Here is a 21,424-nt window from a genome sequence, read left to right as displayed (position 1 = left end):
CTGGCCGGTGCGCAGGCGGCGTGGGTCGCGCCTCAGGCGCCGATCTTGATGTGGTCGTCGACGGCGGTGACACCGGGGGCGGCCCATACGGCGGCCTTGGCGATGTCGCGTTGATAGGGGGCGCGGACGCTGCCCTCCAGCCGGACCTTGCCGTCCTGGACCAGGACCACGATCCTGCCGGCGTCCAGGTGGGCCTGCCGGTCCAGCGCCTCTTCGATCCGATGCTTCAGGTCCGGCGCCATTCCCCGGGGCCTGACGGTTACGTGGTTGGTCAGCCGTACGACGCCGCGCAGGCCCAGCAGGCATTCCTCGGCGGCCTTGCGCTGGTAGTCGTAGTCCACCTCGCCGGCAAGGATGATGTGGCCGTCATCGACGCGGACCTGGACCGCATTCTTGGGCACCGAGACGTTCCAATCGAGGCTCCGGAGTGCGCTGGCCGCGACTTCGTCGTCGGGCGCGCCCATCCCATCGGGAGGACGAACCTCGAGGTCCTGGGCCAGGCCGCGGAAGCCCTTGACGCGCTTCACCGCCCGCTCGGCGACGATGCGCTGCACATAGTTCGGGACATGTCCGCTCAGGGTGACGATGCCGTCCTTGACGGTCACACCCACCCGGCTGGCGTCGATGGCCGGATCCCACTCGAGCTCGCGCTCGACGCGTTCCTTGAGCTTGCGGTCTTCCATGGTCTTGGCCCTTTTAGTCGGCCCGCAGCCTGCGGACAGTCCATGCTCATCCGCCCCGCCAAGGGCGGCCTTGACGGCGGTCAACCCGCGGCCATCTCCTGCAGGGCCTCGGCGTCGCAGATCCGGAACAGCCGGCTGCCCTTGAATTCCACGACCTTGGCGGCCTGGAGCTGGGTGATCATCCGCGAGACGGTCTCGATGGTCAGGCCCAGGTAGTCGGCCGTGTCCTGCCGCCCCATGGCGAGTTCCACGTGGCCCCCCCGGCGGCGATTGGCCAGGCCCAGCAGGAAGCTCGCGACCCGCTCGCAGGCGGTCTTGCGGACCAGCAGGGTCAGGTGCTGGCGGGCGCTGTCCAGGTCACGAACGGTCGCTTCCCAGACCAGACGCTTGAGTTCGTCCTCTCCGCCCGCGGCGCGCAGGGCCTGCCGGTTGGCCACCAGGATCGTGCAGTCGCTGAGCGCCTCGGCGCCCATGGCGTGCTCGTCGCCGGTCTCCAGGCCGAACAGGTCGCCCGCATAGTAGAAGTCGCCGATCGGCCGGCGTCCGTCGGCCATGAAGCGCGAGGTGCGCACGGTCCCGCTGATCACGCGGTAGATCAGGTCGGCGTTCTCGCCCTGGCCGTAGATCTCCTCGTCCTTGGCGAAGGTCATCCGCACGCCGATGCGTGACATCAGATCGTCGGGACCGACCTCGGCGGGGCCGAGTGCGGCGCGGGTGTCGTCGAAGGATTGGATATAGGACATGTCGAGCCTCCTGTTGACCTATGGCTAGGCCCATGGCGGTCGGCTCGAAATTCGGGAACGCCCCCTAAGCAGCGCCCCCTAGGTAGTCATACGGAGGCAGGGACGCCGACTGGTGGAAACGCCCGGGCGGCGGCGGCGCGCACCTCGGCCAGCATGTCTTCGACCGACTCTTGGGTGATGTCTGGGACCACGCCACCGAGGTGGACGTGGTCGACAAGCTGCAGGCCGCAGACCGCGGCCAGGTGGCAATCGAAGACGGCGATCAGGCTGCTCAGGGCTCCAGTCTGGCGCACCCAGCTGTCCGGTGCGCCGGAGGAACTGAAGCTGATCAGCTTGCGGCCGGTGAGCATGGGTTCGGTCCCGCCAAAACCGGGTCGATAGCCGAAGCCGGTGCAGAAGATCCGGTCCACATAGCCCTTCAGGATCGCCGGCGGGGCGTTGAACCACCACGGATAGAAGAAGGCGAAGACATCGACAGCGGCGAGCCGGGCGCGTTCAGCCGCCGCGTCGGGGCTGGTTTGGTAGCCCTCTCCGGTTGGGACTTCCTCGCGCTTCAGGCACGGGTCGAAGCCCATGGCGTAGAGGTCGCGCTCGACCACCTCATGGCCCTGGGCGGCGATGGCGGTGCTGTAGGCGCGCGCGACGCTGTGGGTGAAGCTCTTCGGATTGGGGTGGGCGATGATGAGCGCGTGCCTCATGGGGGTCTCCTGCAGCCGACGGCGCGCCGATAGGAACCCAGACTCTCGCGCCTGGGTTTGATCGTCGTCACAGCGTGCCCGATGGCGGGTCTCCATCGTCGCCTCAAGGATGGAGGTTCCCATGATGGAAGACGTCACGACCTGGGTCGTCACCGCCGACGGGCGCCAGGCGCGGGTGTTCGAGGAACGCGTGCGCGGCGGCCCGCTGCATCCCTTGCCGCAATACAGCATCGAGGCCGACAATCAGGACCGCCCGACGGCGCACGCCCATCGGGCCACGGTGCACGACCGCGCGGGCTTCGGCCGGCAGGGCAGCGGGGACAAGCCGCTGACTCAAATCCAGGAGCGCCGTTTCCTCACGCGCGTCGCCCACGCCCTGGACGCCGCGGCCTCGGCCGGACTGTTTGAGCGCCTTGTGCTGCTGGCGCCGGCCCGCGTGCTGGGGGTTCTGCGCGCCGAGCTCGATCCCAAGACCGCGCGCCGCATCGAGGTCGACGCGCCGCGCGACAGGTCAAGCCTGGCCGAGGAAGTGCTGCGCGAAGCCCTGCAGGCGGCGCGGATCGCCCACTGATGCGGACCGATGGCCACCGCCGCGCTCAACACGGAAACCCCACCATGCCCCTGAAGCTCACATTTCACGGCGCCGCCGGATGCGTGACCGGGTTCTGTGCCCGGCTCGAGACCGGGCGCGCCACCGTGCTCGTCGATTGCGGCATGTTCCAGGGGTCGAAGACCCTCAAGGCGCTCAACTACGAGCCGTTTCCCTTCGAGGCGTCAAAGATCGACGCCGTGCTGCTGACCCACGCCCATATCGATCACTCGGGTTTGCTGCCCAAGCTGATGAAGGCGGGTTTCGAGGGGCCGATCTTCGCGACGGCGGCGACCCGCGACCTGTGCGGTGTGATGTTGCCCGACGCCGGCAGCATCCAGGAAAGCGAGGTCCGCCAGCTCAACCGCCGCAATCAGCGGCGCGGCCGGGACCAGGTCGAGCCGATCTACACCGTGCGCGACGCCGTACAGACCACCGAACTCTTCGAGCGGGTGAAGCTGGGCGAGAGAGCCGCCGTCGCTCCCGGCGTAACCGCGACCTATTGGGAAGCGGGCCACATCCTCGGCGCGGCCTCCATCCAGGTATGCGTCGAGACCGAGGAGGGGCCCGTCACCATCCTGTTCTCCGGCGACATCGGGCCCGGCGGCCGGGACTATTCCCCCGACCCTGAAGGGCCGGCCGGGGTCGACCACCTGGTGCTGGAATCGACCTACGGTGATCGGCCTCGCCTGCTCGTCGACCCGACCACGCGCCGCAAAATGCTGGCGCAAGAACTCAACGCCGCCCACGCCGCGGGCGGGCCGCTGCTGATCCCGGCCTTCGCCGTGGAACGCTCGCAGGAGCTGCTGGCCGACATCCTGGCGATCATGGCCGACGGTCAGGCGCCGGAGGCCGACATCTTCTTGGACTCCCCGCTCGCTATCGAAGCCACCGAGGTATTCCGCCGGCGCGGGTGGAACCGGGCGACGGGCGTCAATCCGTTCCAGGGGCTCTACGCCAACGATCGGCTGAAGTTCATGCGCGAGCCCTGGGAGAGCGACCGTCTCGACCGCCTGAAGGGCTGGCACATCATCCTGGCGGCCAGCGGCATGTGCGACGCCGGTCGGGTCCGAAAGCACCTGAAACGCCTCCTGTGGCAGCGCCAAGCCACCGTACTTCTGCCCGGCTATCAGGCCGTCGGCACGCTGGGTCGGATTCTTGAGGAGGGCGCCGAAAGGGTGCGCATCCAGGGCGAGGACGTTCGCGTGCTGGCGCGGATCCGATCCCTGGATGTCTATTCCGGCCATGCCGACGCCGACGCTCTCGTCACCTGGGCGAAGGCTCGGGCGCCGGTGGGCGGCAGCGTGTTCCTCGCGCACGGCGAACCTCCGGCGCTTGAGGGCCTCAGGAGCCGGCTGGCTGCAGCGGGCTTCGCCGAGGACCGGCTGGCGATCCCATCGCTCGACGAGCGCTACGTCCTCCTCAAGGGCCAGGCCACGGTCGACGCCCAAGGCAAGCCGCGGCTCGCGGCCGCCGCCGTCTCGCGCCCGGATTGGCACAACCTGCGGGCCGCCTTCCTGCTCGACCTCGATGGGCGCATCGAGCTCGCGAGGTCGGACGAGGCCCGCAGCGCCCTGATCCGCAACCTGCGCGCGGCCCTGGAGATCCCTGTTGACAGCGATCAAGGCGCCGACGCGCCGGCCCCGGTCTCCTGAAGGCGTACAGCAACAAGGAGCCGCACCATGAGCAAATCCGTCGCCAAGAGGATCGCCAACGACCTCGATGACGCCCTCGACGACATCGGTCACGAACTGAAGAAGGCCGGCGAAGCCATCAGCGAGGAGGCGCGGGACGACTTCACCCGCGTTTCCACCAAGCTCCAACGCGCGGCCCGGGATTTCACGGTGGAGGCCCGCGAGCAGTCCCGCGACCTGACCGACCGAGCCGTGGCCCAGGCCAGACAGCATCCGGCGACCGCCGTCGCCATTGCCGTCGCGGCCATCGCCCTGATCGGGCTGGCCTTCTGGCGCGCCCAGCCGTCCGACTGAGGCCGTCCTGGACGCGCTCTTCGAGTCCGGCCGCATCGTCCCGTTCCTGGTGGCGGTCGGCCTTGTCGAGCTGCCGCCTGGGCCGAACATGGCTTATCTCGGCCTGGTGGCGGCGCGGCACGGTCGCGCCGCCGGCCTGGCCACCGTGGTCGGGGTGACCCTGGGCCTCGCGCTCTACCTGCTCGCGACCGTCGTCGGCCTGGCTGGGATCGCCGCGCGGGCGCCGTGGCTGTTCCAGGCCGTTCGCCTTGCCGGCGTCGGCTACCTGCTGTGGCTTGCGCTGGGCGCCTGGCGCGGCTCGCCGGACATCGCGCCGACCCCAGCCGACGAGCGGCGGTCCTACGGCGGGTTCGCGGCCCAGGGGTTCCTGGCCAATGTGCTCAATCCCAAGGCCGCGGTCTTCTACCTCGCCCTGTTGCCAAGCTTCACGACGCCGGCCGCCGGTGGAACGACGCCCCAGGTCCTGGTCCTCGGCGCTATCCATCTGGGCGTGAGCCTGGTCGTCCACCTCGGCATCGTCGCCCTGGCCGGTTCGGCCGCCCTGGCCCCGCCCAAGGGCGGCGCCTATGAGAAGCTGATGAGGGCGGTGTTCGCCGGCGCCTGATCGGCGCTAGCCGTGAACCGGGCGGGCGGCGACCGGCCCGTCGACCGTCGCGGGCGGCTCAGGGTCCGGGGGGCAAGAAACTTCGGCTGTGGAGAAGCTCGGTAGGCGTCCTGAGAATAGCTCAAGGATCGCCGAAAAGGCGGCGCCGAAGAACGCCGCGACCTCGAAGACTGGGCGCATCTTGCGGCAGATCCGCACGCGCAGGCGACGGAGTTTCGAGCGGACCGTCCGGCCGGGACGGGCCGGACCTCGAATCGCCAGCGGCGCGGTTTGGTTCACGGACACTAGGAATCTCCTCCTCTGCCATGTCCGCCGTGGAGCAGGTGGAGAAAAGGACACACCGCCAGGATCAGGTAAGGCAGGTACCCCACGGCGTGCCCGCGATGCTCGCGGAGCAGATAGAACATCAGGATGAGCGCGGCCGAACCGGCGGCGATAAGGGCGGGACGCTTCCAGTCGTACTTGGTCATTTCCGACCTCTCCCCAGGCGATGGACCGAGGGTCGCTCGGCCTATGTCGTTCGCGATCAGCGCCGATCGAAACGGCAGCAGGTTGTAGAACGCAGCGATGAGCGCGCCGGCGAGCGCGCCGAACACGAGCGACCAGCAAAGGCCTTCAACCAGCGCAGCCGTCGAGGCGACGGGCTGGGTCGTGAACAGCGCAATGAACATATGTGACTGGCTCTCGACGGCGACGGCCCCGACCCAGCAGAGGGCGAACAGGACAGTCACACTCAGCGCGGCCGACGCGGCGCAGCGGATGACGCCCAGCGGCCTCGGGGAACGGATAGGCGAAGGTGTGGCGGTCATCGTATGACCCTCGGCGACGGCTGGCGAAGGGGCCAGCCTGACGATACCCTATCGCCCCGCGCGCCGCCGGCTTTGACGGACATCAAGAGCCTTGCGGCAGATGGGACAGGCGCCGGCCCGGTCCTCGAGACCTGCGACGGTTCCTGGCGCCGTCGATGCCGGCGCGGCCAAAACTCCGGCTGTCTGGTCGGTGTTCGGAGTCCTTCCGATGGCTCGCTTGGAACGACTTGACGCATCGCAAGGCTCAAAGCGCGGAACGCGCCACATTGGGCCACCTTGCACACAGGAGATCTGCAATGCGCGCCCTACTCATATCTGTCGCCAGCTTCGCGGCGTTCGCCGCCGGGCCGACCCTCGCCCAACAGGACCATGCGGGTCATCATCCCACGACCGCGGGAACGCCGCCGGTGGCCTCGACGCCGGCCGGCGCAGCCGAAGCCACGCACGAAAATTGCAAGGCCGTGATGGCCTCCAAGATGGCGGCGAAGCAGCCGCACGATCACGGTCGCGACAAGACCGGCGCTCCGACCTGGCCGCAGGGCAAGAAGCTGTCGCCCGAGGAGATGGAGAAGCTCCACAAGCAGTGCGAGACGATGATGTCGAAAGACGCGGCGCCGGCCCCGAAGTAGGCGCTTCGACCACCATGGGCGGCCCGGGCTTCGCCGGGCCGCGGTCGCCGGCGAGGCTTAGCGCAGGCGCGGCGCCGGGCTCGAACGGACTTGCCGCGGCGGACCCCGACCGTCCGCGCCATGCCAGATCTGGGTCCGGATCTCCTCGCGCGCACCGCCGTTGATCCACACGCCGTCGGTCAGGTCTGGGACGCCTGTCATCGCCTCGCCTTCGCCGGCCAGGCCATGGCACGCGGCGCAGTTTCGTTCGTAGAGGGGGAGGGCGCGCAACACCGCGGCGTTGTCCGTCGATCGCATGGAGAGCGCCAGGACAAACTCGGTCAGGTCCTCAATCTCTGAAGGGCCAAGCAGCTGATCGCGGCCGAAACCGGGCATCTCGACTGTGCGCGGCGACAGGTGGAGCGAGGTGTGGCTGATGGGCGGCGGCCGCGAAGCCAGACCCAGCGTCGTCGCCGCCGCCGCCAGGACGACCGCCCCTGTGAAGGCCCAGGCATGGGCGGGCTTGACCATGCAAGGCTCCTCGAAACGCAGGCGCAGCTTGGCGTTCTGACCGAGGAGCGGCCTTGACGCCGATCAAGGCGCTGGCCCCGGCTCGGAGGTCCGATGGTGATCGCAATTCCGGAGGGTCCCATGGCCGCCATGATGAAAGCCGCCGTCTTCGTCGAGCCGGGACGCATCGTGCTCGACGACAAGCCGCTCCCCGACGTGGGTCCGCTGGACGCCTTGGTCCGCATCACCACGACAACGATCTGCGGCACCGACGTCCACATCCTGAAGGGCGAATACCCGGTGGCCCGGGGCCTCACCGTCGGGCACGAGCCGGTGGGGGTGATCGAGAAATTGGGAAGCCTCGTCCAAGGTTATAGCGAGGGCCAGCGGGTAATCGCCGGGGCCATCACCCCCAGCGGCCACAGCAACGCCTGCCAGTGCGGTCGGTGGGCCCAGGACGGGGCGGGGACAGCGCACGGCTGGAAGCCCATGGGCGGCTGGCGCTTCGGCAACACCATCGACGGGTGCCAAGCTGAGTACGTCCTAGTTCCCGACGCCATGGTCAACCTTGCCCCTGTGCCTGACGATCTGACCGACGAACAGGTGCTGATGTGTCCCGACATCATGTCCACGGGCTTCGGCGGCGCCGAGAGCGGCAAGATTCGCATCGGCGACAGTGTCGCAATCTTCGCCCAGGGCCCGATCGGCCTTTGCGCCACAGCCGGTGCAAAGCTCTGCGGCGCGACCATGATCATCGGCGTAGACCGCCTACCGGACCGCCTGGCCATGGCCCGCCGCATGGGCGCCGATCACGTGGTCGACGCCAGCCGCGTCGATCCCGTGGCGGAGATCCTGCGGCTGACCGATGGGCGCGGCGTCGATGTCGCCATCGAGGCCCTGGGGACCCAGGCCACCTTCGAGGCGGCGTTGCGCGTGCTGCGACCCGGCGGGACCCTTTCCAGCCTCGGCGTCTATTCCGGTGACCTGACGATCCCGCTGGGGCCGTTCGCCGCCGGCCTGGGCGACCACGCCCTGGTCACGACGCTCTGCCCGGGCGGCAAGGAGCGCATGCGCCGCCTGATCGAGGTGGTGCGGTCCGGCCGCATCGACCTCTCGCCCCTCGTGACCCACCGTTTCAAGCTCGACGAGATCGAAGCGGCCTACGAGCTCTTCGGCCACCAGCGTGACGGCGTGCTGAAGGTGGCGATCACGCCGTGACCCCACCGGGTGCGGGGCCGCTGACGCGCTTGAGCACGATCAAGGCTGTCCTGCCGGAACGCTCCCATCCTCGCGCTGCACGGAGATGGTTCAATGACCTATCGCGACATTCTGGTTGAGGTGGACGCCGATCCGGCGGCCCAAGGCCGCTGCAACCAGGTCGTACGCCTGGCCAAGAGCATCGGCGCCCATCTATCGGGGGTCTTTCTCGAGCCGGCCTTCGCCATGCCGGTCACCGCGACGGGAGGGGCGTGGATCCCGCCGGCGCTGCTGACCTCAGCGCTCGAGGCGCACGAGGCGGCGGTCAACCGGGCGGAGCAACAGGCTCGCGCCTGGCTTGGCGCCGCCACCCAGGCCGTCCAGGTCGATTGCGACTGGGTCAGGCTCAAGCAGGACTTGGCCCGACGCTTCATCGATTGCGCTCGGGGTGCGGACCTAGTCGTGGTCGCGCCGGGGCGGACACCTGCGCAAGGCGAATTCCATGTCTCGCCCACGGAGCTGGCGTTCGGATGCGGAGGCCCGGTGCTAGTCCTGCCCGACGCGCCGGAGCCGGCGAGCGTTGGGCGCCGCGTCCTGGTCGCCTGGAACGGAAGCCGTGAGGCCGCCCGCGCCGTGCGTGACGCCTGGCCGATGATCTCGGGCGCCGACCATGTGGCTGTGGCCATGGTGTCGCCGCGGTTCGACCGGGCGGACGTCTCGATCCTGCATCAACGCTTCGAACGGCGCGGCTGCAAGGTTGAGGTCTTCGTGGAGACGTCGGAGGAGGCCTCGGTCAGCGACACGCTGCGCGGCCAGGTCGAGGATTGGAAGGCCGACCTGCTGGTCATGGGGCTCTACGGCCGCACGCGGCTGGCCGAGCGGATCCTCGGCGGCGTCAGCCGCGATTTCATGGACGATCCGCCGACCGCCCTCCTGGTCTCGCACTAGGAGGCTTCGATGCGCGCGGAATCATCGGGCAACGCGGCGCAGATGACGTCGCCTTCCTATGAACTGGCCGCCCTCGACCAGCCCTTCCTGTTGGGGGATTCCATGCGCGGCGTCCGGTTCCTGCTGGAGTTCGCCAAGGCCGACCAAGCCCTCCGCGCCTGGGGCGTGAGGTCGACGATCGTGGTCTTCGGCAGCGCGCGCCTCGGCGAGGCGGGAAGCGCCGACCAACGCCGCTGGTACCAACAGGCGCGCCTGTTCGGCAAGCTGGCGTCGGAGCGGGGCGGGGCGCTCCAGCCCGAGGGCGGGCAGCGAGACAACGTCATCGCAACCGGCGGCGGCCCGGGCGCCATGGAGGCGGCCAATCGCGGCGCGGACGACGCCGGCGCGCCCTCGATCGGCTTCAACATCACCCTGCCCAGAGAGCAGGCCCCCAACCCCTACAGCACGCCGGCCCTGACGTTCCGTTTCCACTATTTCGCCATGCGCAAGATGCACCTGGCGATGCGGGCCAACGCCCTCGTGGTGTTTCCGGGCGGCTTCGGGACGCTCGACGAGCTCTTCGAAATCCTGACTCTGCGGCAGACGGGAAAGAGCCCGCCCATCCCCGTGGTCCTTGTCGACCGCGCCTACTGGACCTCGGTGATCAACTTCGAGGGCCTGCTGGCCCACGGCATGATCGGCGCGCAGGACCTCGAACTCTTCCATTTCGCCGAGACCGCCGAGGATATCTGGGCGCGCTTGCTGGCGGAGGGCGTGCGGCCGGGCCGGCGCGTGGCGGAGTGAACTGGCTGGTCGTGCTCGCCACCGCCATCGTCGCCACCGCGCCGGTCGCCGACCTGCGCGGCTTCCTCGACGGCCAGCAACTCCACGAACACTGTCGGCCACATCCGGCGGACGATATGGCGGATCTGCGGTCGGCCCTTTGTCTCGGTTACATCGTCGGGTCGGCGGACCAGATCCTGGCGGCGGAGGCCGAAACACCGCCACAGCTCAAGAGCTTCTGTCCGCTGCGGACCGTAATCGCCGAGGATCTGCGGGGCGCGGCGATGGACTTTCTCGACCGTCACCCCAAGGCCCGAAGTGCGGCGGCGGCAACCTTGGTCGCCGCGGCGCTTACCGCGCGCTATCCATGCGCCGTCGCCGAGCTGAATGATCGGTAGACGCCCCACTGCACCCGCGACGGTGTCAAGGCTGCGGTCTGGTGGCCCGACGATGGAGCGTACATATTAGATAATAAAATCAAATTGTTATAGCGTGTCGCGTGCAATTTCGGTGCACTGATGTTCGCGTATTCTTTCGTTGTTTTTTCGATGATCCGGTACGCTCGATTGCGCCAGAGGCACCCAAACCCAGGCTGCTTACGCCGTCAGTTTGAGCCTTTACCCGATGCCGGTCCTAAGGTCCGATTTGGCCTGCCATGTCAGGGCCCGCGGTCCCTCAACCTCGGGAGCGCCCGGACCCGGCGCTGGATCCGGGGCAGTGTCGTGCTGGTCGAGCCCGCGGTTGTGGTCTTGCACCTAGCCGGAACCTGATCCCCGGAACCGCGTGAGCCGAACCGCGCCGCATGCGCTATGGTGGCTGGCCCGCGCGGCGTCGGCCCGTCGATCTGCGCCGCTCAGAGGGCCTCGAGCGCGAGGGCGATACCCTGGCCCCCGCCGATGCAGAGGGTGACGACGCCCTTCGAGATCCCATCTCGCTTCATCGCGTGGAGCAGCCGCGTCACCAGGACCGCCCCGGTCGCCCCGATGGGGTGGCCATGGGCGACGGCCCCGCCTTCGACGTTGACGATGTCTTCTGGCAAGCCGAGCTCGCGGGCGACGGCGATGGGCACCGCGGCGAAGGCTTCGTTGATCTCGATCCGCTCGATGTCGGAGAGCGCCCAGCCGGCGCGATCCAGCGCCCTGCGCACGGCCGGGACCGGGCCCAGCCCGAACATCCCCGGCTCGACGGCGGCGACGCCGTAGCCCGCCAGCCTGGCCATGGGTTGGAGACCTTTCGCCTCGGCGAAGGCGCGGCCGGCGACGATCATCGCCGCTGCGGCGCTGTTCAGCCCCGGCGCGTTCCCCGCGGTGATCGTGCCGTCGGCGCGGAAGGCCGGCTTCAGTCGGGCGAGGGTCTCCACCGTGGTGTCCGGGCGCGGCGCCTCGTCGACCGCGAAGCTCTCCGTTCCCTTCTTGCCCTTCACCTCGATGGCGACGAGCTCCGAGGCGAAGCGGCCCGCCGCCTGGGCGGCGGCGAACCGCTGCTGGGAGCGGGCGGCGAAGGCATCCTGGTCGGCGCGCGTGATCTGCATCTGGGCGACCAGGTCTTCGGTGTGCCACCCGGAATGCTGGCCGGAAAAGGCGTCGTTGAGACCGTCCGTCAGCAGGCTGTCGAGGATCTGGGCGGGTCCCATGCGGTAGCCCCACCGACCGCCGTCCATCAGGTAGGGCGCCCGGTCCATGTTCTCCATGCCGCCAGCGACGGCCGCGTCCGCGTCGCCGTTGGCGATCTCCTGCGCGACCGTCAGGATCGCTTGCGCCCCGGATCCGCAGACGCGGTTGACGGTCATGGCCGGGACCGAGACCGGCAGGCCGCCGCCAATGGCGGCCTGCCGCGCCGGGTTCATGCCGTTGCCGGCCTGGATGACGTTACCCATCACCACCGTACCGATTTCATCAACGTGGAGGCCGGCGCGGCGCAGCGTCTCGCGCACGACGATCGCGCCGAGCTCGGTGGCAGGCAGGGCCTTCAGGGACCCGTTGAAGCCCCCGATCGCGGTGCGGACGGGGTGGCACAGAACAATGTCACGGGTGCTCATGGGGATTTTCCTTGCTCGACGGCCGACAGGCTCATGTGGATAGATGGTTCAGCAGGGTGCCTAGCCGCCCCTCGGATCGGGGCCCGCCGCGCACCTCGCGGGCCACGGCGGCAAAGTCCGCTGGCCGCCGCTCGACATAGGCGCGGATCGCCTCACGGGTCTCCGCCGACCCGCTGTGCCGCACCATGCGCGCCGCCTCGGCGTCGAGGGCTGGCAGGAAGTCGAGCCGCATGGCGTCGTCGAGGTTGTCCTTGATGAGGCCGATCGTGTGGCGGGGTCCGGCGGCCAGGCGCGCGGCGAGGTCGAACGCCGCGACGAACAGCTCGTCGTCGGGAAGGACGCGGTTTACCAGGCCCAGCTGCCGGCAGCGTTCAGCGTCCAGATCCTCGGACAGCAGCATGAGCTCGCGGGCCCGGCCGGGCCCCACCGCCCGCGTCAGCAACCAGTTGACGCCATAGTCGCCAGGCAAGCCGATGCGGATATAGGCGGTGCGAACGAACGCGCTGGCGGCGGCTAGCCGGAGATCGCAGGCGAGCGCCAGCGAAAGGCCGGCGCCCGCGGCCGGACCGGGGAGGGCGGCGATACTCGGCTTCCGGCTCCGGACCAGCGCCCCGGTCAGCATCCGCTGGCGTCGGATCAGCTCGGCCGTCCGGGCCTCGAGGGACACGTTGGTGCGAGGCGGCGAGGCCCCCATGTCCTTCACATCGCCTCCGGCGCAGAACGCGCCGCCGGCGCCGGTGATCAGGAAGGCGCCGACCTCCGGGTCGCCGTCGCAGGCGGCGATGCCGGCCCGCAGCGCCGGCGTCAGCCGGTCGGACAGGGCGTTGCGCGCCTGGGGACGGTTCAGCGTGAAGATGGCGACCCCGTCGCGCACTTCGCCAAGGAGTTCGTCGGTGCCGGTGTCCAGCTGACGGCGGCTCATCGCGCGCTCCTGCCTGGCGTGTTTCGTTTCAAGGCCACGCCGGACCTCAACTCGAGCTCAAGGCATATAGGTCCTAAAACGGAACCCGGTCAATCTGCATGTAAATCATCATCCAGATGCAATGGGCCGGATGGCCAGGGCGGGCCCACGCGATCAGCTGGGCGCAATCGGGCCGCGGAACCACCGGCGGCAGGCCCGGCTGAAGCTGGACGGATCGGTGTAGCCTAGCTGCTCGGCGATCTGCGCGTGGGACAGGTCGCCGTCGCGCAGCAGCCGCTCGGCGCGGCCTCGCAGTTCGGCGTCCACGAGCTCGCGGTAACCGGCGCCGGCCTCCGAGAGCCGCCGGACCAAGGTTCGTCGCGATACGCCGGTCAGGCGGGCAACCTCGTCCGCGGTGAGGCGGCCGGCGGGCAGTGACTTCAGCAGCCGCTCGACCCGGCCCCGCAAGCCGACGGGCGCGGTGAGCCGCGCCCTGGCGGCCTGCAGCTCGTGGAGCGCGACGGCGTACAGGGTGGCGTCGGCGAAGGGGGACTGCAGGGCAAGCCACGCCGTGGGAAAACGGATCGCGTTGCGCTGCGCGCCGTAGGCCACGTGGTCGCCGAGGATGGCGCGGACCTGTGGCGCGTGCTCCGGCTCGGCGCAGGCGAAGGAGAAACGCGCCTCCGCAGGCGGCGCGGCCAGCATCGAGGCGATCCCGGCCCGGATTCCCATGAAGGAGATTTCCATCATCGGTCGCCAAAGGCGCTCGTCGAGATCGACGGTCAGCTCGTAGTCCACCTGGCTCCAGTCCGCGCCGCGCCGCAGCGACGTCCTGTAGAAGGGCGCGCGGACAAAGCCGAACTGAGTGATCACATCCATCATCGTGGCCATGTCGGGCGCGGCGATGCCGGCGACCCCTAGGGGGCCATGCGACGAGGCGTTCCACATCTCGGGGGCGCGCAGCGCCCAGCCGTCCCCGAACAGGCCGGTGACGTTCTCGATTTGTCGGACCTGCTGGAAGAGGCTGATGTCGGCGGACGGATCGCGCAGCATCTCGTCGGTCACGCCGGTGCCGGCCAGGATGGCGGCCTGACGCTCTGGGGTGTCGCCGAAGCATCGCAGGACCAGCCGGAAATAGCCCAGGGACATCGGCAGTTGTTCTAGGGCCTCGGCCATCTGGCGCAAAATGCCATGAAGTAGGCGCAAGGCGCCATCCCCCATCATGAGCCGGCCACCTAACCTCACGCATCAGACCCGCCTGAAGGCGGGCGGCAGGGAGTGAAGACCATGGCCGACGGAGCCGTTGCCCAGACCGCGACTGATCGCGTCCGATCCACTCCTCTGGCGGAGATCGACGTCAGTCAGCCGGAGCTGTGGCGCACCGATAGCCACTGGCCCTACTTCGAGCGGCTGCGGCGCGAGGATCCGGTGCACTACTGTCGCGAGAGCCAGTACGGTCCCTATTGGTCGATCACCAAGTACAACGACATCATGGCGGTCGACACCAATCACCAGGTGTTCTCGTCGGAAGCCGCGCTCGGCGGGATCGTCATCGTCGATCCGGCCACGCCGCTGCGCCTGCCGATGTTCATCGCCATGGACCCGCCCAAGCACGACGCGCAGCGCAAGGTCGTCAGTCCGGCCGTGTCGCCCTTCAACCTGCAGCGGATGGAGCCGATCATCCGCGAGCGGGCCGCCAAAATTCTCGATGAGCTGCCGAGGGGCGAGACTTTCGACTGGGTCGATCGTGTGTCCATCGAGCTGACCACCCAGATGCTGGCCACCCTGTTCGACTTCCCCTTCGAGCAGCGCCGCAAGCTGACCTATTGGTCGGACATGGCCACCATGGAGCCGGGGCCCGACATGCCGCTGAAGAACGACGAGGAGAAGCTCGCCGTTCTCATGGAGTGCCTGGGGGCGTTCACCGAACTCTGGAACGAGCGCGTCAACGCCCCGCCGACCGGCGACCTCGTCTCCTTGCTGGCCCACAACGAGGCCACCCGGAACATGAGCCCCGAGGAATACCTCGGAAACCTCATCCTCCTGATCGTGGGCGGCAACGACACCACTCGCAACAGCATCTCGGGCTCGCTGTACGCCCTGAGCAAGAACCCCGACCAGTACCAGAAACTGCGGGACAACCCCGCGCTCATCCCCTCGATGGTCTCCGAGGCGATCCGCTGGCAGACGCCGCTCGCCCACATGCGCCGCACGGCGCTGGAGGACATCGAGTTCGGTGGCAAGCTGATCAAGAAGGGGGACAAGGTCGTCATGTGGTACGTCTCGGGCAACCGCGACGACGAGGTGATCGACAACCCGAACGCCTTCATCATCGACCGCGAGCGGCCGCGCCAGCACATGTCGTTCGGCTACGGCATCCACCGCTGCGTCGGCAACCGGCTGGCGGAACTCCAGCTGAAGATCATCTGGGAAGAGATCCTCAAGCGGTTCCCCGTCATCGAGGTTGTCGGCGAGCCGGAGCGCACCCCGGCCTCCTTCGTGAAGGGCTACCTCAACCTTCCGGTCCGCATTCCGGTCTGACGCCGCGCCGCCACGCCCAAGCCTAGCGCCGGCCTCGGCCGCGACGCGTATGAGAAGCCGACATGCCCGTCATCACCTATGTCGAACACAGCGGGCAAGAGCACCGCATCATCCTCCAGCCCGGGGTCAGCCTGATGCAAGGCGCGGTCGCCCACGGCATCTCCGGCATCGACGGCGACTGCGGCGGCGCTTGCGCCTGCGCCACCTGCCACGTCTACGTGCATCCCGACTGGATCGCGCGCCTGGGCGACCGCAACGAGATGGAAGCGTCCATGCTGGAGTTCGCCGAGGGGGTGCTCGAAACGTCCCGTCTGGCCTGCCAGATCAAGGTCCACGCGGACCTCGACGGCCTCGTCGTCCACCTGCCGGCAGCACAGCATTGACCGCCGAGGGCCGGCCGGGGTGGGCCAGATCGAAGACAGGGGAACGTGAATGTCTGTCGAGCCGCTCGACGCGCCGTCCAGGACCTATCGCATAGGCCATCTATGCCGGGAGTTCGGAGTCTCCGCCCGCACGCTGCGCTACTATGAAGAGTTGGGCCTGCTGACGCCGGATCGTCAGGGCACGACAAGGCTGTATTCCAGGAAGGACCGGGCTCGGCTCACCCTCATCCTGCAGGGCCGTGCGGTGGGCATGCCCCTGGCCGAGGTTGGACACCTCCTCGATCTCCATGAGCGTGAGGGCAGGGCCGCCCTGCATGCGGACGCGCTGTCGATTTTCCGGCGGCAGCTCCGGCTCCTCGAGGCGCGCCGTGAGGCGGCCGAGAAGGGGATCACGGTGCTTCAGTCCGCGATCGCACGGCTATCTGATCAGGACGAAGCCCGAGTTCCGAGACGCCCTGAGGCCGGGCCCGCGGCTAGCGGCGAGCGGCTCTTGGCGCGCGGCCCGGAGTGGTGGGGACAGGGACGCGCGCCGCAGGCCGATCTCGTTCAGCGGCGCGGCGGCCCGTCGCACGACGCCGAGGTCCCGCCTGCCGCCCAACTCATCTGCGACTTGGAAAACGACGTCGTCCGCGACTGAGCGGCGCCGGGATCACTCGCCGTCGCGGACAGCCGCATCCAGGTCGAGGATGGATTGCCGGACCGTGCGTAGAATCTCATCGGAACGACCCGTGCCGCGGAACACCCGCGATAGGCTCATGGCGCCGACCATGGCGCACCACGCCGTGACCGCGGCGGCCTCCGCCTTCGGGTCGCCGCCCATCGCCTTGGCCATGTCCTCGAAACTCTGCTCAAGGCGACGCGCCATCTGCGTGCGGACTTCGTCGTCCTCGGCGCGCCCGACATCGCCCGACAGGGCCGCGATCGCGCAGCCGTCGCGGGTGTCGTCGCGATGCGCCGGGCTCAGATATCTGTTCACGATCGACTTGACCGTTCCGGGCGCGTTGGGGGTCCTGGCGGCCACGAAGGAGGCCTCGCCGCGGTCCATCGCCCGCTCGAGGGCCGCGGCGATCAGCGCCGTGCGGGACGGGAAATGGCCGTAGAAGCCGCCATGAGTCAGGTTCGCCGCCTTCATGATCTCGGCGATGCTCAGGCTATCAAGCCCGCCTTGCCGAATCTGTCGCGCCGCGACGTCGAGGATACGCTCGCGGCTCTCGGCCTTTTCCGCCCGTGAATGGCCCACCCGATCAACTCCAACTCATGCTTGACGACCTGCATGACGGTCATCATGCGAATGCACATGCATGAGGCATAACATGCAGAATAGCCTCAGGACAATCCGTCGATCCCGAGCGCGAGACGCGGATGCGCCACGCCCTGGGCCGTCTCGGGCGCGCCAGCTTGACCGGACTCAGGCCGGCACGGGTTCCAGAGTGCGCGCGAGGCGTTGGCGGATCAGGCTCTCGGCCTCATCCATGATGCGGTCGAGCAGCTCCTTGACCGTCGGAACGTCGTGGATCAGGCCGGCGACCATGCCGCAGCTCCAGCCGCCGGCGTCCATCTCGCCGCCGAGCATGATCCGCGGGTAGACCCCGGCCACCTCCGGCGCGATGTCGGCGAAGGTGATCGCCGGGCCCAGGGTCCGTTCCTTCTCTAGAAGCCGGTCGACGCCTGCGTTGACGAGCACGCGCTCGGTGTTGCGCAGCGGGCGCATGATCAGGCGAGTATCGAGCTCGCTGGCCGCCACCAGGGCCTGCTTCACGTTCTCATGCACCGGCGCTTCCTGGGTGGCGATGAAGCGTGTGCCCATGTTCATGCCCTCGGCGCCCATCGCTATCGCCGCCACCAGCGAGCGGCCGTCAGCCATGCCGCCGGAGGCCACGAACGGGATCTTCAGCTCGTCGGCCGCCCGCGGCAGCAGGATGAAGTTGGGCACGTCGTCCTCGCCCGGGTGACCGCCGCATTCGAAGCCGTCGATGCTGAGGGCGTCCACGCCGATCGCCTCGGCCTTCAGCGCGTGGCGTACGGAGGTGCATTTGTGGATCACCTTGATCCCGTTGTCCTTCAGGACAGGCATCCACTTCTGCGGGTTGTTCCCGGCCGTCTCGACGATCTTCACGCCCCCGTCGATGATCGCCTGGATGTAGCCGGGATAGTCCGGCGGCGTCACGGAGGGGAGGAAGGTGAGATTCACGCCGAACGGCTTGTCCGTCAGGCCCCGGCATTTACGGATCTCGGCGGCCAGATGCTGCGGCGAGGGCTGGGTGAGCGAGGTGATCAGGCCTAGCCCACCGGCGTTCGCGACCGCCGCGGCCAGCTCCGCGAAGCCGACATAGTGCATGCCGCCCTGGATGATCGGCCGTTCGATGCCGAGGAGCTCGGTGATGCGGGTCTTCATGTGATTCCTGCCGTTCGGTGTTGGGACGGGGGTCAGGCGAAACGTGTGAGGCCAAGCGACTCGGCGACGAGCGCCGGCTTTTCGGCTCCCTCAATCTCGACCGTAACCTGGCTCTTGATCAAGATCTCGCCCGGCCCGCGATCCACCACTTCGTTGAGCACGAAGCGGCCGCGGACGCGGCTCCCAGCCCGCACCGGCGACATCATCCGCACGCGGTCGAAGCCATAGTTCACCGCCATCAAGGTACCCGCGAGTCGGGGCTGACCGTCGAACATCATCGGCGCCAGGAGCGACAAGGTCAGGAAACCGTGGGCGACCGTGCCGCCGAACGGGGTCGCCTTGGCGCGCTCGGGATCCACATGGATGAATTGATGATCCTCGGTGACGTCGGCGAACTTGTCGATGCGGTCCTGGCCGACTTCGAACCAGCGCGAGACGCCCACCTCCTGGCCGATCATCGCCTTGTAGGCGTCAAGGGTGATTTCAGACATGGGTAACGTCCTTTGCGACGGGAAAACGGGACGCGATCGGGCCGAGACGAGAAGGCCCGGCCGGCGCCTTGCGACCTCGGAGGCTTCGCCCGACCACGCGCCTGAGCACTGGCTGCTAATCAGCATGTCAATCGACATGCTGAAAGTCAATCGCGTGCCGGCCGGTTGGTCGGTTAGCCCCCTTCGAGCTGGCCCTGCTAAATCCCGATCTTGAGGAAGCCGATGATCTCTTCGGCGACGCGCTGGGGCTGCTCCAGTTGCAGGAAGTGACCCGCATCCTCCATTACGACCTTGCGAAGTCCCGCAGGAAACTGGTCCTCCATTCCGTCGAGCAATCCGACGCCCATGCAGCCGTCGTTGCGGCCATGCAGGTACAGGGCCGGCATGGAGATCGGGCCGCCAAGCTTGGCCGCTGTCTCCGCCCACTCTGGCTTCACCTCAGGGCCGCCGAAGAGCTGCCGATAGTACCCCAGCGTCTCTTCCAGGACGCCCGGGTGGGCGAACATGGCCTTGAGTGCGACGCGATCAGCGTCCGGCAAAACGTAGCCCGGTGACCATTCCGCCCAGAGACGATCGATGAAGGCGAAGTCGTTCGCGCCGGCCGCCATGACGGCCATCGGCGTCTGAAAGAAGAACATGTACCAGCTGCGTCGCTGCTGATCGCCGTCGAGCATGAACGCTGCCCGGATCTGAGGTCCGTAAGGCACCGCCATGGTGATGAGCTTGTTGATCCGCTCCGGGGCCAGGTTGGCGGCGGCGTAGGCGGCCGCAGCGCCCCAGTCATGGCCGATCACGACTGCAGTCTCTGAGCCCAACGCCTCAATCAAGGCGACGGCGTCGCCGCCCGTGGCCCACGACTGGTAGCAGCCGTCTGGAGCCCTGCCGTCTGGCCAGTAGCCGCGCATCGCCGGCGCCACTGCACGATACCCCTCCTTCGCCAGGCGCTCGATCAGATCCGTCCAACTGCGGGCATGGTCGGGAAAACCATGCAGGCAAAGAACCAAGGGTCCATCGCCCGCCTCAAGGACCGGAAAGTCCAGGCCATTGGCGCGGACGGTGTGTTGCTTGAGGGTCACATGGCGCTCCGGGGTTGGCCTAGATTAGGTCGGACTTGATTGTCTGAATGCTAACCGTCATGCTGTTTTGGATATGAGATCAAGCGCAAAGTCTCTGGACGACGGGCGCTTGTCATCGGCTCCGATCAGTAGGCGAAGGGCGTCGCCCAGGCTGGAGCGAGGCGCAAGGCGAGGGAGGCCACCCTGTCGGGGCGACCTGCTTGATCACCCACAACGAAGGAGCGCGTAACATGACCGAAGCCGTCGCCACGGACAGCCAGACTTCGTCACGCGACGTCGCGCTTATCGTTGGGGGCGGCCCCGGCATCAGCGCAAGCTGCGCCCGGCTGTTTGCCCAGAACCACATGCGTGTCGCGATCGCGGCTAGGAATCCGGACAAGCCTGTGCTGGAGGCCTTGGAGGCGTCTCATGGGGTGCGCCGATACGGGTGCGACGCCGCCGACCCAGCCGCCGTGGCGCTCCTGTTCCAGGACGTTGTTCGAGACCTTGGGGCTCCGACGCTGGTCGTGCACAACATAGATGGCCGCGTCGCCGGAATCTTCCGCAAGGGAATCACCGAAGCCGACCCGGGCATGGCGCTGGAGACCCTGCGAAACGCGGCCTTCAGCGCCTTTTTGGTCGGCCAGCAGGCCGCGAGCGTGATGCGCGACAATCCCGTGAACGCGAACGGCGCGAAGGGCACGATCGTCTTCACCAACGCAAGCGCGGCGCTCAAAGGCTTCCCGACCAGCGCGGCCTTCGCCATGGCGTGCCAGGCTAAATCCGGGCTCGCCCAGAGCATGGCGCGGGAGCTGATGCCCCAGGGCATCCACGTCGCAAACGTGCCGATCGACGCGGCGATTGGCTGGACGCAGGAAGATGGCAGCCGCGCCCACCGGCTGGCGGGCACGACGGTCGATGACAACATGGCCGACCCGGATCGCATCGCGGAGACCTATCTGCAGCTCCATCGCCAACATCGGTCGACCTGGACGTTCGAGGTCGTGCTGCGGCCTTGGACGGAGAAGTGGTGATCGAGCTCAAGTCGCGGCGGTGAAGGCCTGATCGGCCGCTAGATCCCGTCCAGCCGACAGCCGCGCGCCACGAGAATGGGCCGCAGCGCGCGGAACGCCGCCGGATGCCGCATCAGCGGCATGCGCGGATAGAGGTGGTGGATGATGTGGTACTGCATTCCCATCGTCAGGATGTTGCCGAGCCGGCTCCGGAAGCCGCGCGTGTCGCGGTAGCGGCCCAGGTCCGTGGCCGGATGGTGCGGCGCCCAGCTCAGGAAGAATCGGATGTAGACCCCGCCGATGATGCGGGGCAGCCATACGAGCGCCGCCACCTCCAGCGCGTAGCCGGCCCAGGCGAACCCGAAGAGCAGGGCGTTGGTGGCGAGCGCATACATCAGGGCTGTGGCGCCAGCGCGCCGGGCGTCGTCCGTCCCGAGCCGCTCCAGGGCCTTGGCATAGGAGGTGTTC

General features: G+C 68.3%; 26 protein-coding genes. 13 read left to right on the top strand and 13 right to left on the bottom strand.

What is annotated here, in order from left to right; genetic code table 11:
- Positions 1-32: 32 nt before the first annotated feature.
- The 3 genes from Q8Q77_RS01800 to Q8Q77_RS01790 form a co-directional block, all read right to left on the bottom strand.
- Complete coding sequence (locus Q8Q77_RS01800) at positions 33-683, bottom strand: BON domain-containing protein (protein ID WP_305580568.1); 651 nt, start codon at positions 681-683, stop codon at positions 33-35.
- A gap of 80 nt (positions 684-763) precedes the next feature.
- Entirely contained in the window at positions 764-1,426 is a 663-nt protein-coding gene (locus Q8Q77_RS01795) for a helix-turn-helix domain-containing protein (protein WP_305580566.1), read from the bottom strand.
- 86 nt (positions 1,427-1,512) lie between these two features.
- The gene (locus Q8Q77_RS01790) at positions 1,513-2,124 is read right to left on the bottom strand and encodes an NAD(P)H-dependent oxidoreductase (RefSeq protein WP_305580564.1); all 612 of its coding nucleotides are present in this window, start codon (positions 2,122-2,124) and stop codon (positions 1,513-1,515) included.
- Positions 2,125-2,245: 121 nt separating this feature from the next.
- Here Q8Q77_RS01790 and Q8Q77_RS01785 point away from each other — a divergent pair, with 121 nt between their 5' ends.
- The 4 genes from Q8Q77_RS01785 to Q8Q77_RS01770 are packed head-to-tail and all read left to right on the top strand — an operon-like array spanning position 2,246 to position 5,305.
- Positions 2,246-2,695: a host attachment protein gene (locus Q8Q77_RS01785; protein WP_305580562.1), complete on the top strand. Its 450-nt coding sequence runs from the start codon at positions 2,246-2,248 to the stop codon at positions 2,693-2,695.
- Positions 2,696-2,739: 44 nt separating this feature from the next.
- Complete coding sequence (locus Q8Q77_RS01780; RefSeq protein ID WP_305580560.1) at positions 2,740-4,368, top strand: MBL fold metallo-hydrolase; 1,629 nt, start codon at positions 2,740-2,742, stop codon at positions 4,366-4,368.
- A 27-nt stretch (positions 4,369-4,395) separates the two neighbouring features.
- A complete protein-coding gene (locus Q8Q77_RS01775) occupies positions 4,396-4,701 on the top strand; it encodes a hypothetical protein (protein ID WP_305580558.1) in 306 nt (101 codons plus the stop codon).
- Positions 4,702-4,750: 49 nt separating this feature from the next.
- On the top strand, positions 4,751-5,305 hold the full coding sequence (locus Q8Q77_RS01770) for a LysE family translocator (RefSeq protein WP_305580556.1): 555 nt from the start codon (positions 4,751-4,753) through the stop codon (positions 5,303-5,305).
- Between the two features lie 284 nt (positions 5,306-5,589).
- Here the strand turns inward: Q8Q77_RS01770 and Q8Q77_RS20680 are convergent, their stop codons facing one another.
- Positions 5,590-6,114, bottom strand: a complete 525-nt coding sequence (locus Q8Q77_RS20680) for a DUF2933 domain-containing protein (RefSeq protein WP_371130388.1) — start codon at positions 6,112-6,114, stop codon at positions 5,590-5,592.
- A gap of 296 nt (positions 6,115-6,410) precedes the next feature.
- Between Q8Q77_RS20680 and Q8Q77_RS01760 the strand changes: the two genes are divergently transcribed.
- Positions 6,411-6,743 carry a hypothetical protein gene (locus Q8Q77_RS01760; RefSeq protein WP_305580554.1) on the top strand — a complete coding sequence of 111 codons (333 nt, stop codon included), beginning with the start codon at positions 6,411-6,413 and terminating at the stop codon, positions 6,741-6,743.
- 57 nt (positions 6,744-6,800) lie between these two features.
- On the opposite strand, the gene Q8Q77_RS01755 is transcribed toward Q8Q77_RS01760, so the two are convergent.
- Entirely contained in the window at positions 6,801-7,253 is a 453-nt protein-coding gene (locus Q8Q77_RS01755) for a c-type cytochrome (protein WP_305580552.1), read from the bottom strand.
- Positions 7,254-7,373: 120 nt separating this feature from the next.
- Here Q8Q77_RS01755 and Q8Q77_RS01750 point away from each other — a divergent pair, with 120 nt between their 5' ends.
- The 4 genes from Q8Q77_RS01750 to Q8Q77_RS01735 all read left to right on the top strand — a co-directional run bounded on the left by Q8Q77_RS01750 (position 7,374) and on the right by Q8Q77_RS01735 (position 10,537).
- Complete coding sequence (locus Q8Q77_RS01750; protein WP_305580550.1) at positions 7,374-8,450, top strand: NAD(P)-dependent alcohol dehydrogenase; 1,077 nt, start codon at positions 7,374-7,376, stop codon at positions 8,448-8,450.
- Between the two features lie 93 nt (positions 8,451-8,543).
- Entirely contained in the window at positions 8,544-9,377 is an 834-nt protein-coding gene (locus tag Q8Q77_RS01745; RefSeq protein ID WP_305580548.1) for a universal stress protein, read from the top strand.
- Between the two features lie 9 nt (positions 9,378-9,386).
- A complete protein-coding gene (locus tag Q8Q77_RS01740; protein ID WP_305580546.1) occupies positions 9,387-10,160 on the top strand; it encodes a TIGR00730 family Rossman fold protein in 774 nt (257 codons plus the stop codon).
- A complete protein-coding gene (locus tag Q8Q77_RS01735) occupies positions 10,157-10,537 on the top strand; it encodes a Rap1a/Tai family immunity protein (RefSeq protein WP_305580545.1) in 381 nt (126 codons plus the stop codon). The genes Q8Q77_RS01740 and Q8Q77_RS01735 overlap by 4 nt, the downstream gene beginning before the upstream one ends.
- A gap of 455 nt (positions 10,538-10,992) precedes the next feature.
- On the opposite strand, the gene Q8Q77_RS01730 is transcribed toward Q8Q77_RS01735, so the two are convergent.
- From Q8Q77_RS01730 to Q8Q77_RS01720, 3 genes are all read right to left on the bottom strand, one after another.
- On the bottom strand, positions 10,993-12,177 hold the full coding sequence (locus Q8Q77_RS01730; RefSeq protein ID WP_305580544.1) for an acetyl-CoA C-acyltransferase: 1,185 nt from the start codon (positions 12,175-12,177) through the stop codon (positions 10,993-10,995).
- 31 nt (positions 12,178-12,208) lie between these two features.
- Positions 12,209-13,099 (bottom strand): enoyl-CoA hydratase-related protein, encoded by an 891-nt coding sequence (locus tag Q8Q77_RS01725; RefSeq protein ID WP_305580543.1) that lies wholly within the window; start codon positions 13,097-13,099, stop codon positions 12,209-12,211.
- Between the two features lie 153 nt (positions 13,100-13,252).
- A complete protein-coding gene (locus Q8Q77_RS01720) occupies positions 13,253-14,284 on the bottom strand; it encodes an AraC family transcriptional regulator (RefSeq protein WP_305580541.1) in 1,032 nt (343 codons plus the stop codon).
- A gap of 81 nt (positions 14,285-14,365) precedes the next feature.
- Between Q8Q77_RS01720 and Q8Q77_RS01715 the strand changes: the two genes are divergently transcribed.
- From Q8Q77_RS01715 to Q8Q77_RS01705, 3 genes are all read left to right on the top strand, one after another.
- On the top strand, positions 14,366-15,619 hold the full coding sequence (locus tag Q8Q77_RS01715; RefSeq protein ID WP_305580539.1) for a cytochrome P450: 1,254 nt from the start codon (positions 14,366-14,368) through the stop codon (positions 15,617-15,619).
- Positions 15,620-15,681: 62 nt separating this feature from the next.
- A complete protein-coding gene (locus tag Q8Q77_RS01710) occupies positions 15,682-16,002 on the top strand; it encodes a 2Fe-2S iron-sulfur cluster-binding protein (protein ID WP_305580537.1) in 321 nt (106 codons plus the stop codon).
- Between the two features lie 49 nt (positions 16,003-16,051).
- Positions 16,052-16,639 carry a MerR family transcriptional regulator gene (locus Q8Q77_RS01705; RefSeq protein ID WP_305580535.1) on the top strand — a complete coding sequence of 196 codons (588 nt, stop codon included), beginning with the start codon at positions 16,052-16,054 and terminating at the stop codon, positions 16,637-16,639.
- A gap of 12 nt (positions 16,640-16,651) precedes the next feature.
- Here the strand turns inward: Q8Q77_RS01705 and Q8Q77_RS01700 are convergent, their stop codons facing one another.
- The 4 genes from Q8Q77_RS01700 to Q8Q77_RS01685 all read right to left on the bottom strand — a co-directional run bounded on the left by Q8Q77_RS01700 (position 16,652) and on the right by Q8Q77_RS01685 (position 19,964).
- On the bottom strand, positions 16,652-17,242 hold the full coding sequence (locus Q8Q77_RS01700; protein WP_305580533.1) for a TetR/AcrR family transcriptional regulator: 591 nt from the start codon (positions 17,240-17,242) through the stop codon (positions 16,652-16,654).
- 168 nt (positions 17,243-17,410) lie between these two features.
- Positions 17,411-18,397, bottom strand: a complete 987-nt coding sequence (locus Q8Q77_RS01695; RefSeq protein WP_305580531.1) for a nitronate monooxygenase family protein — start codon at positions 18,395-18,397, stop codon at positions 17,411-17,413.
- Positions 18,398-18,429: 32 nt separating this feature from the next.
- On the bottom strand, positions 18,430-18,888 hold the full coding sequence (locus tag Q8Q77_RS01690) for a MaoC family dehydratase (RefSeq protein WP_305580529.1): 459 nt from the start codon (positions 18,886-18,888) through the stop codon (positions 18,430-18,432).
- 197 nt (positions 18,889-19,085) lie between these two features.
- Positions 19,086-19,964 (bottom strand): alpha/beta fold hydrolase, encoded by an 879-nt coding sequence (locus tag Q8Q77_RS01685; RefSeq protein WP_305580527.1) that lies wholly within the window; start codon positions 19,962-19,964, stop codon positions 19,086-19,088.
- Positions 19,965-20,194: 230 nt separating this feature from the next.
- Here Q8Q77_RS01685 and Q8Q77_RS01680 point away from each other — a divergent pair, with 230 nt between their 5' ends.
- Positions 20,195-20,977, top strand: coding sequence for an SDR family oxidoreductase (locus tag Q8Q77_RS01680; protein ID WP_305580525.1), 783 nt, complete (start codon positions 20,195-20,197; stop codon positions 20,975-20,977).
- Between the two features lie 38 nt (positions 20,978-21,015).
- On the opposite strand, the gene Q8Q77_RS01675 is transcribed toward Q8Q77_RS01680, so the two are convergent.
- A partial coding sequence (locus tag Q8Q77_RS01675; RefSeq protein WP_305580523.1) for a fatty acid desaturase occupies positions 21,016-21,424 on the bottom strand: 409 nt, incomplete at its 5' end.

This window comes from Phenylobacterium sp. (genome assembly GCF_030698145.1).
Lineage (GTDB): Bacteria > Pseudomonadota > Alphaproteobacteria > Caulobacterales > Caulobacteraceae > Phenylobacterium.
This window is presented reverse-complemented; position numbering and strand designations above follow the sequence as displayed.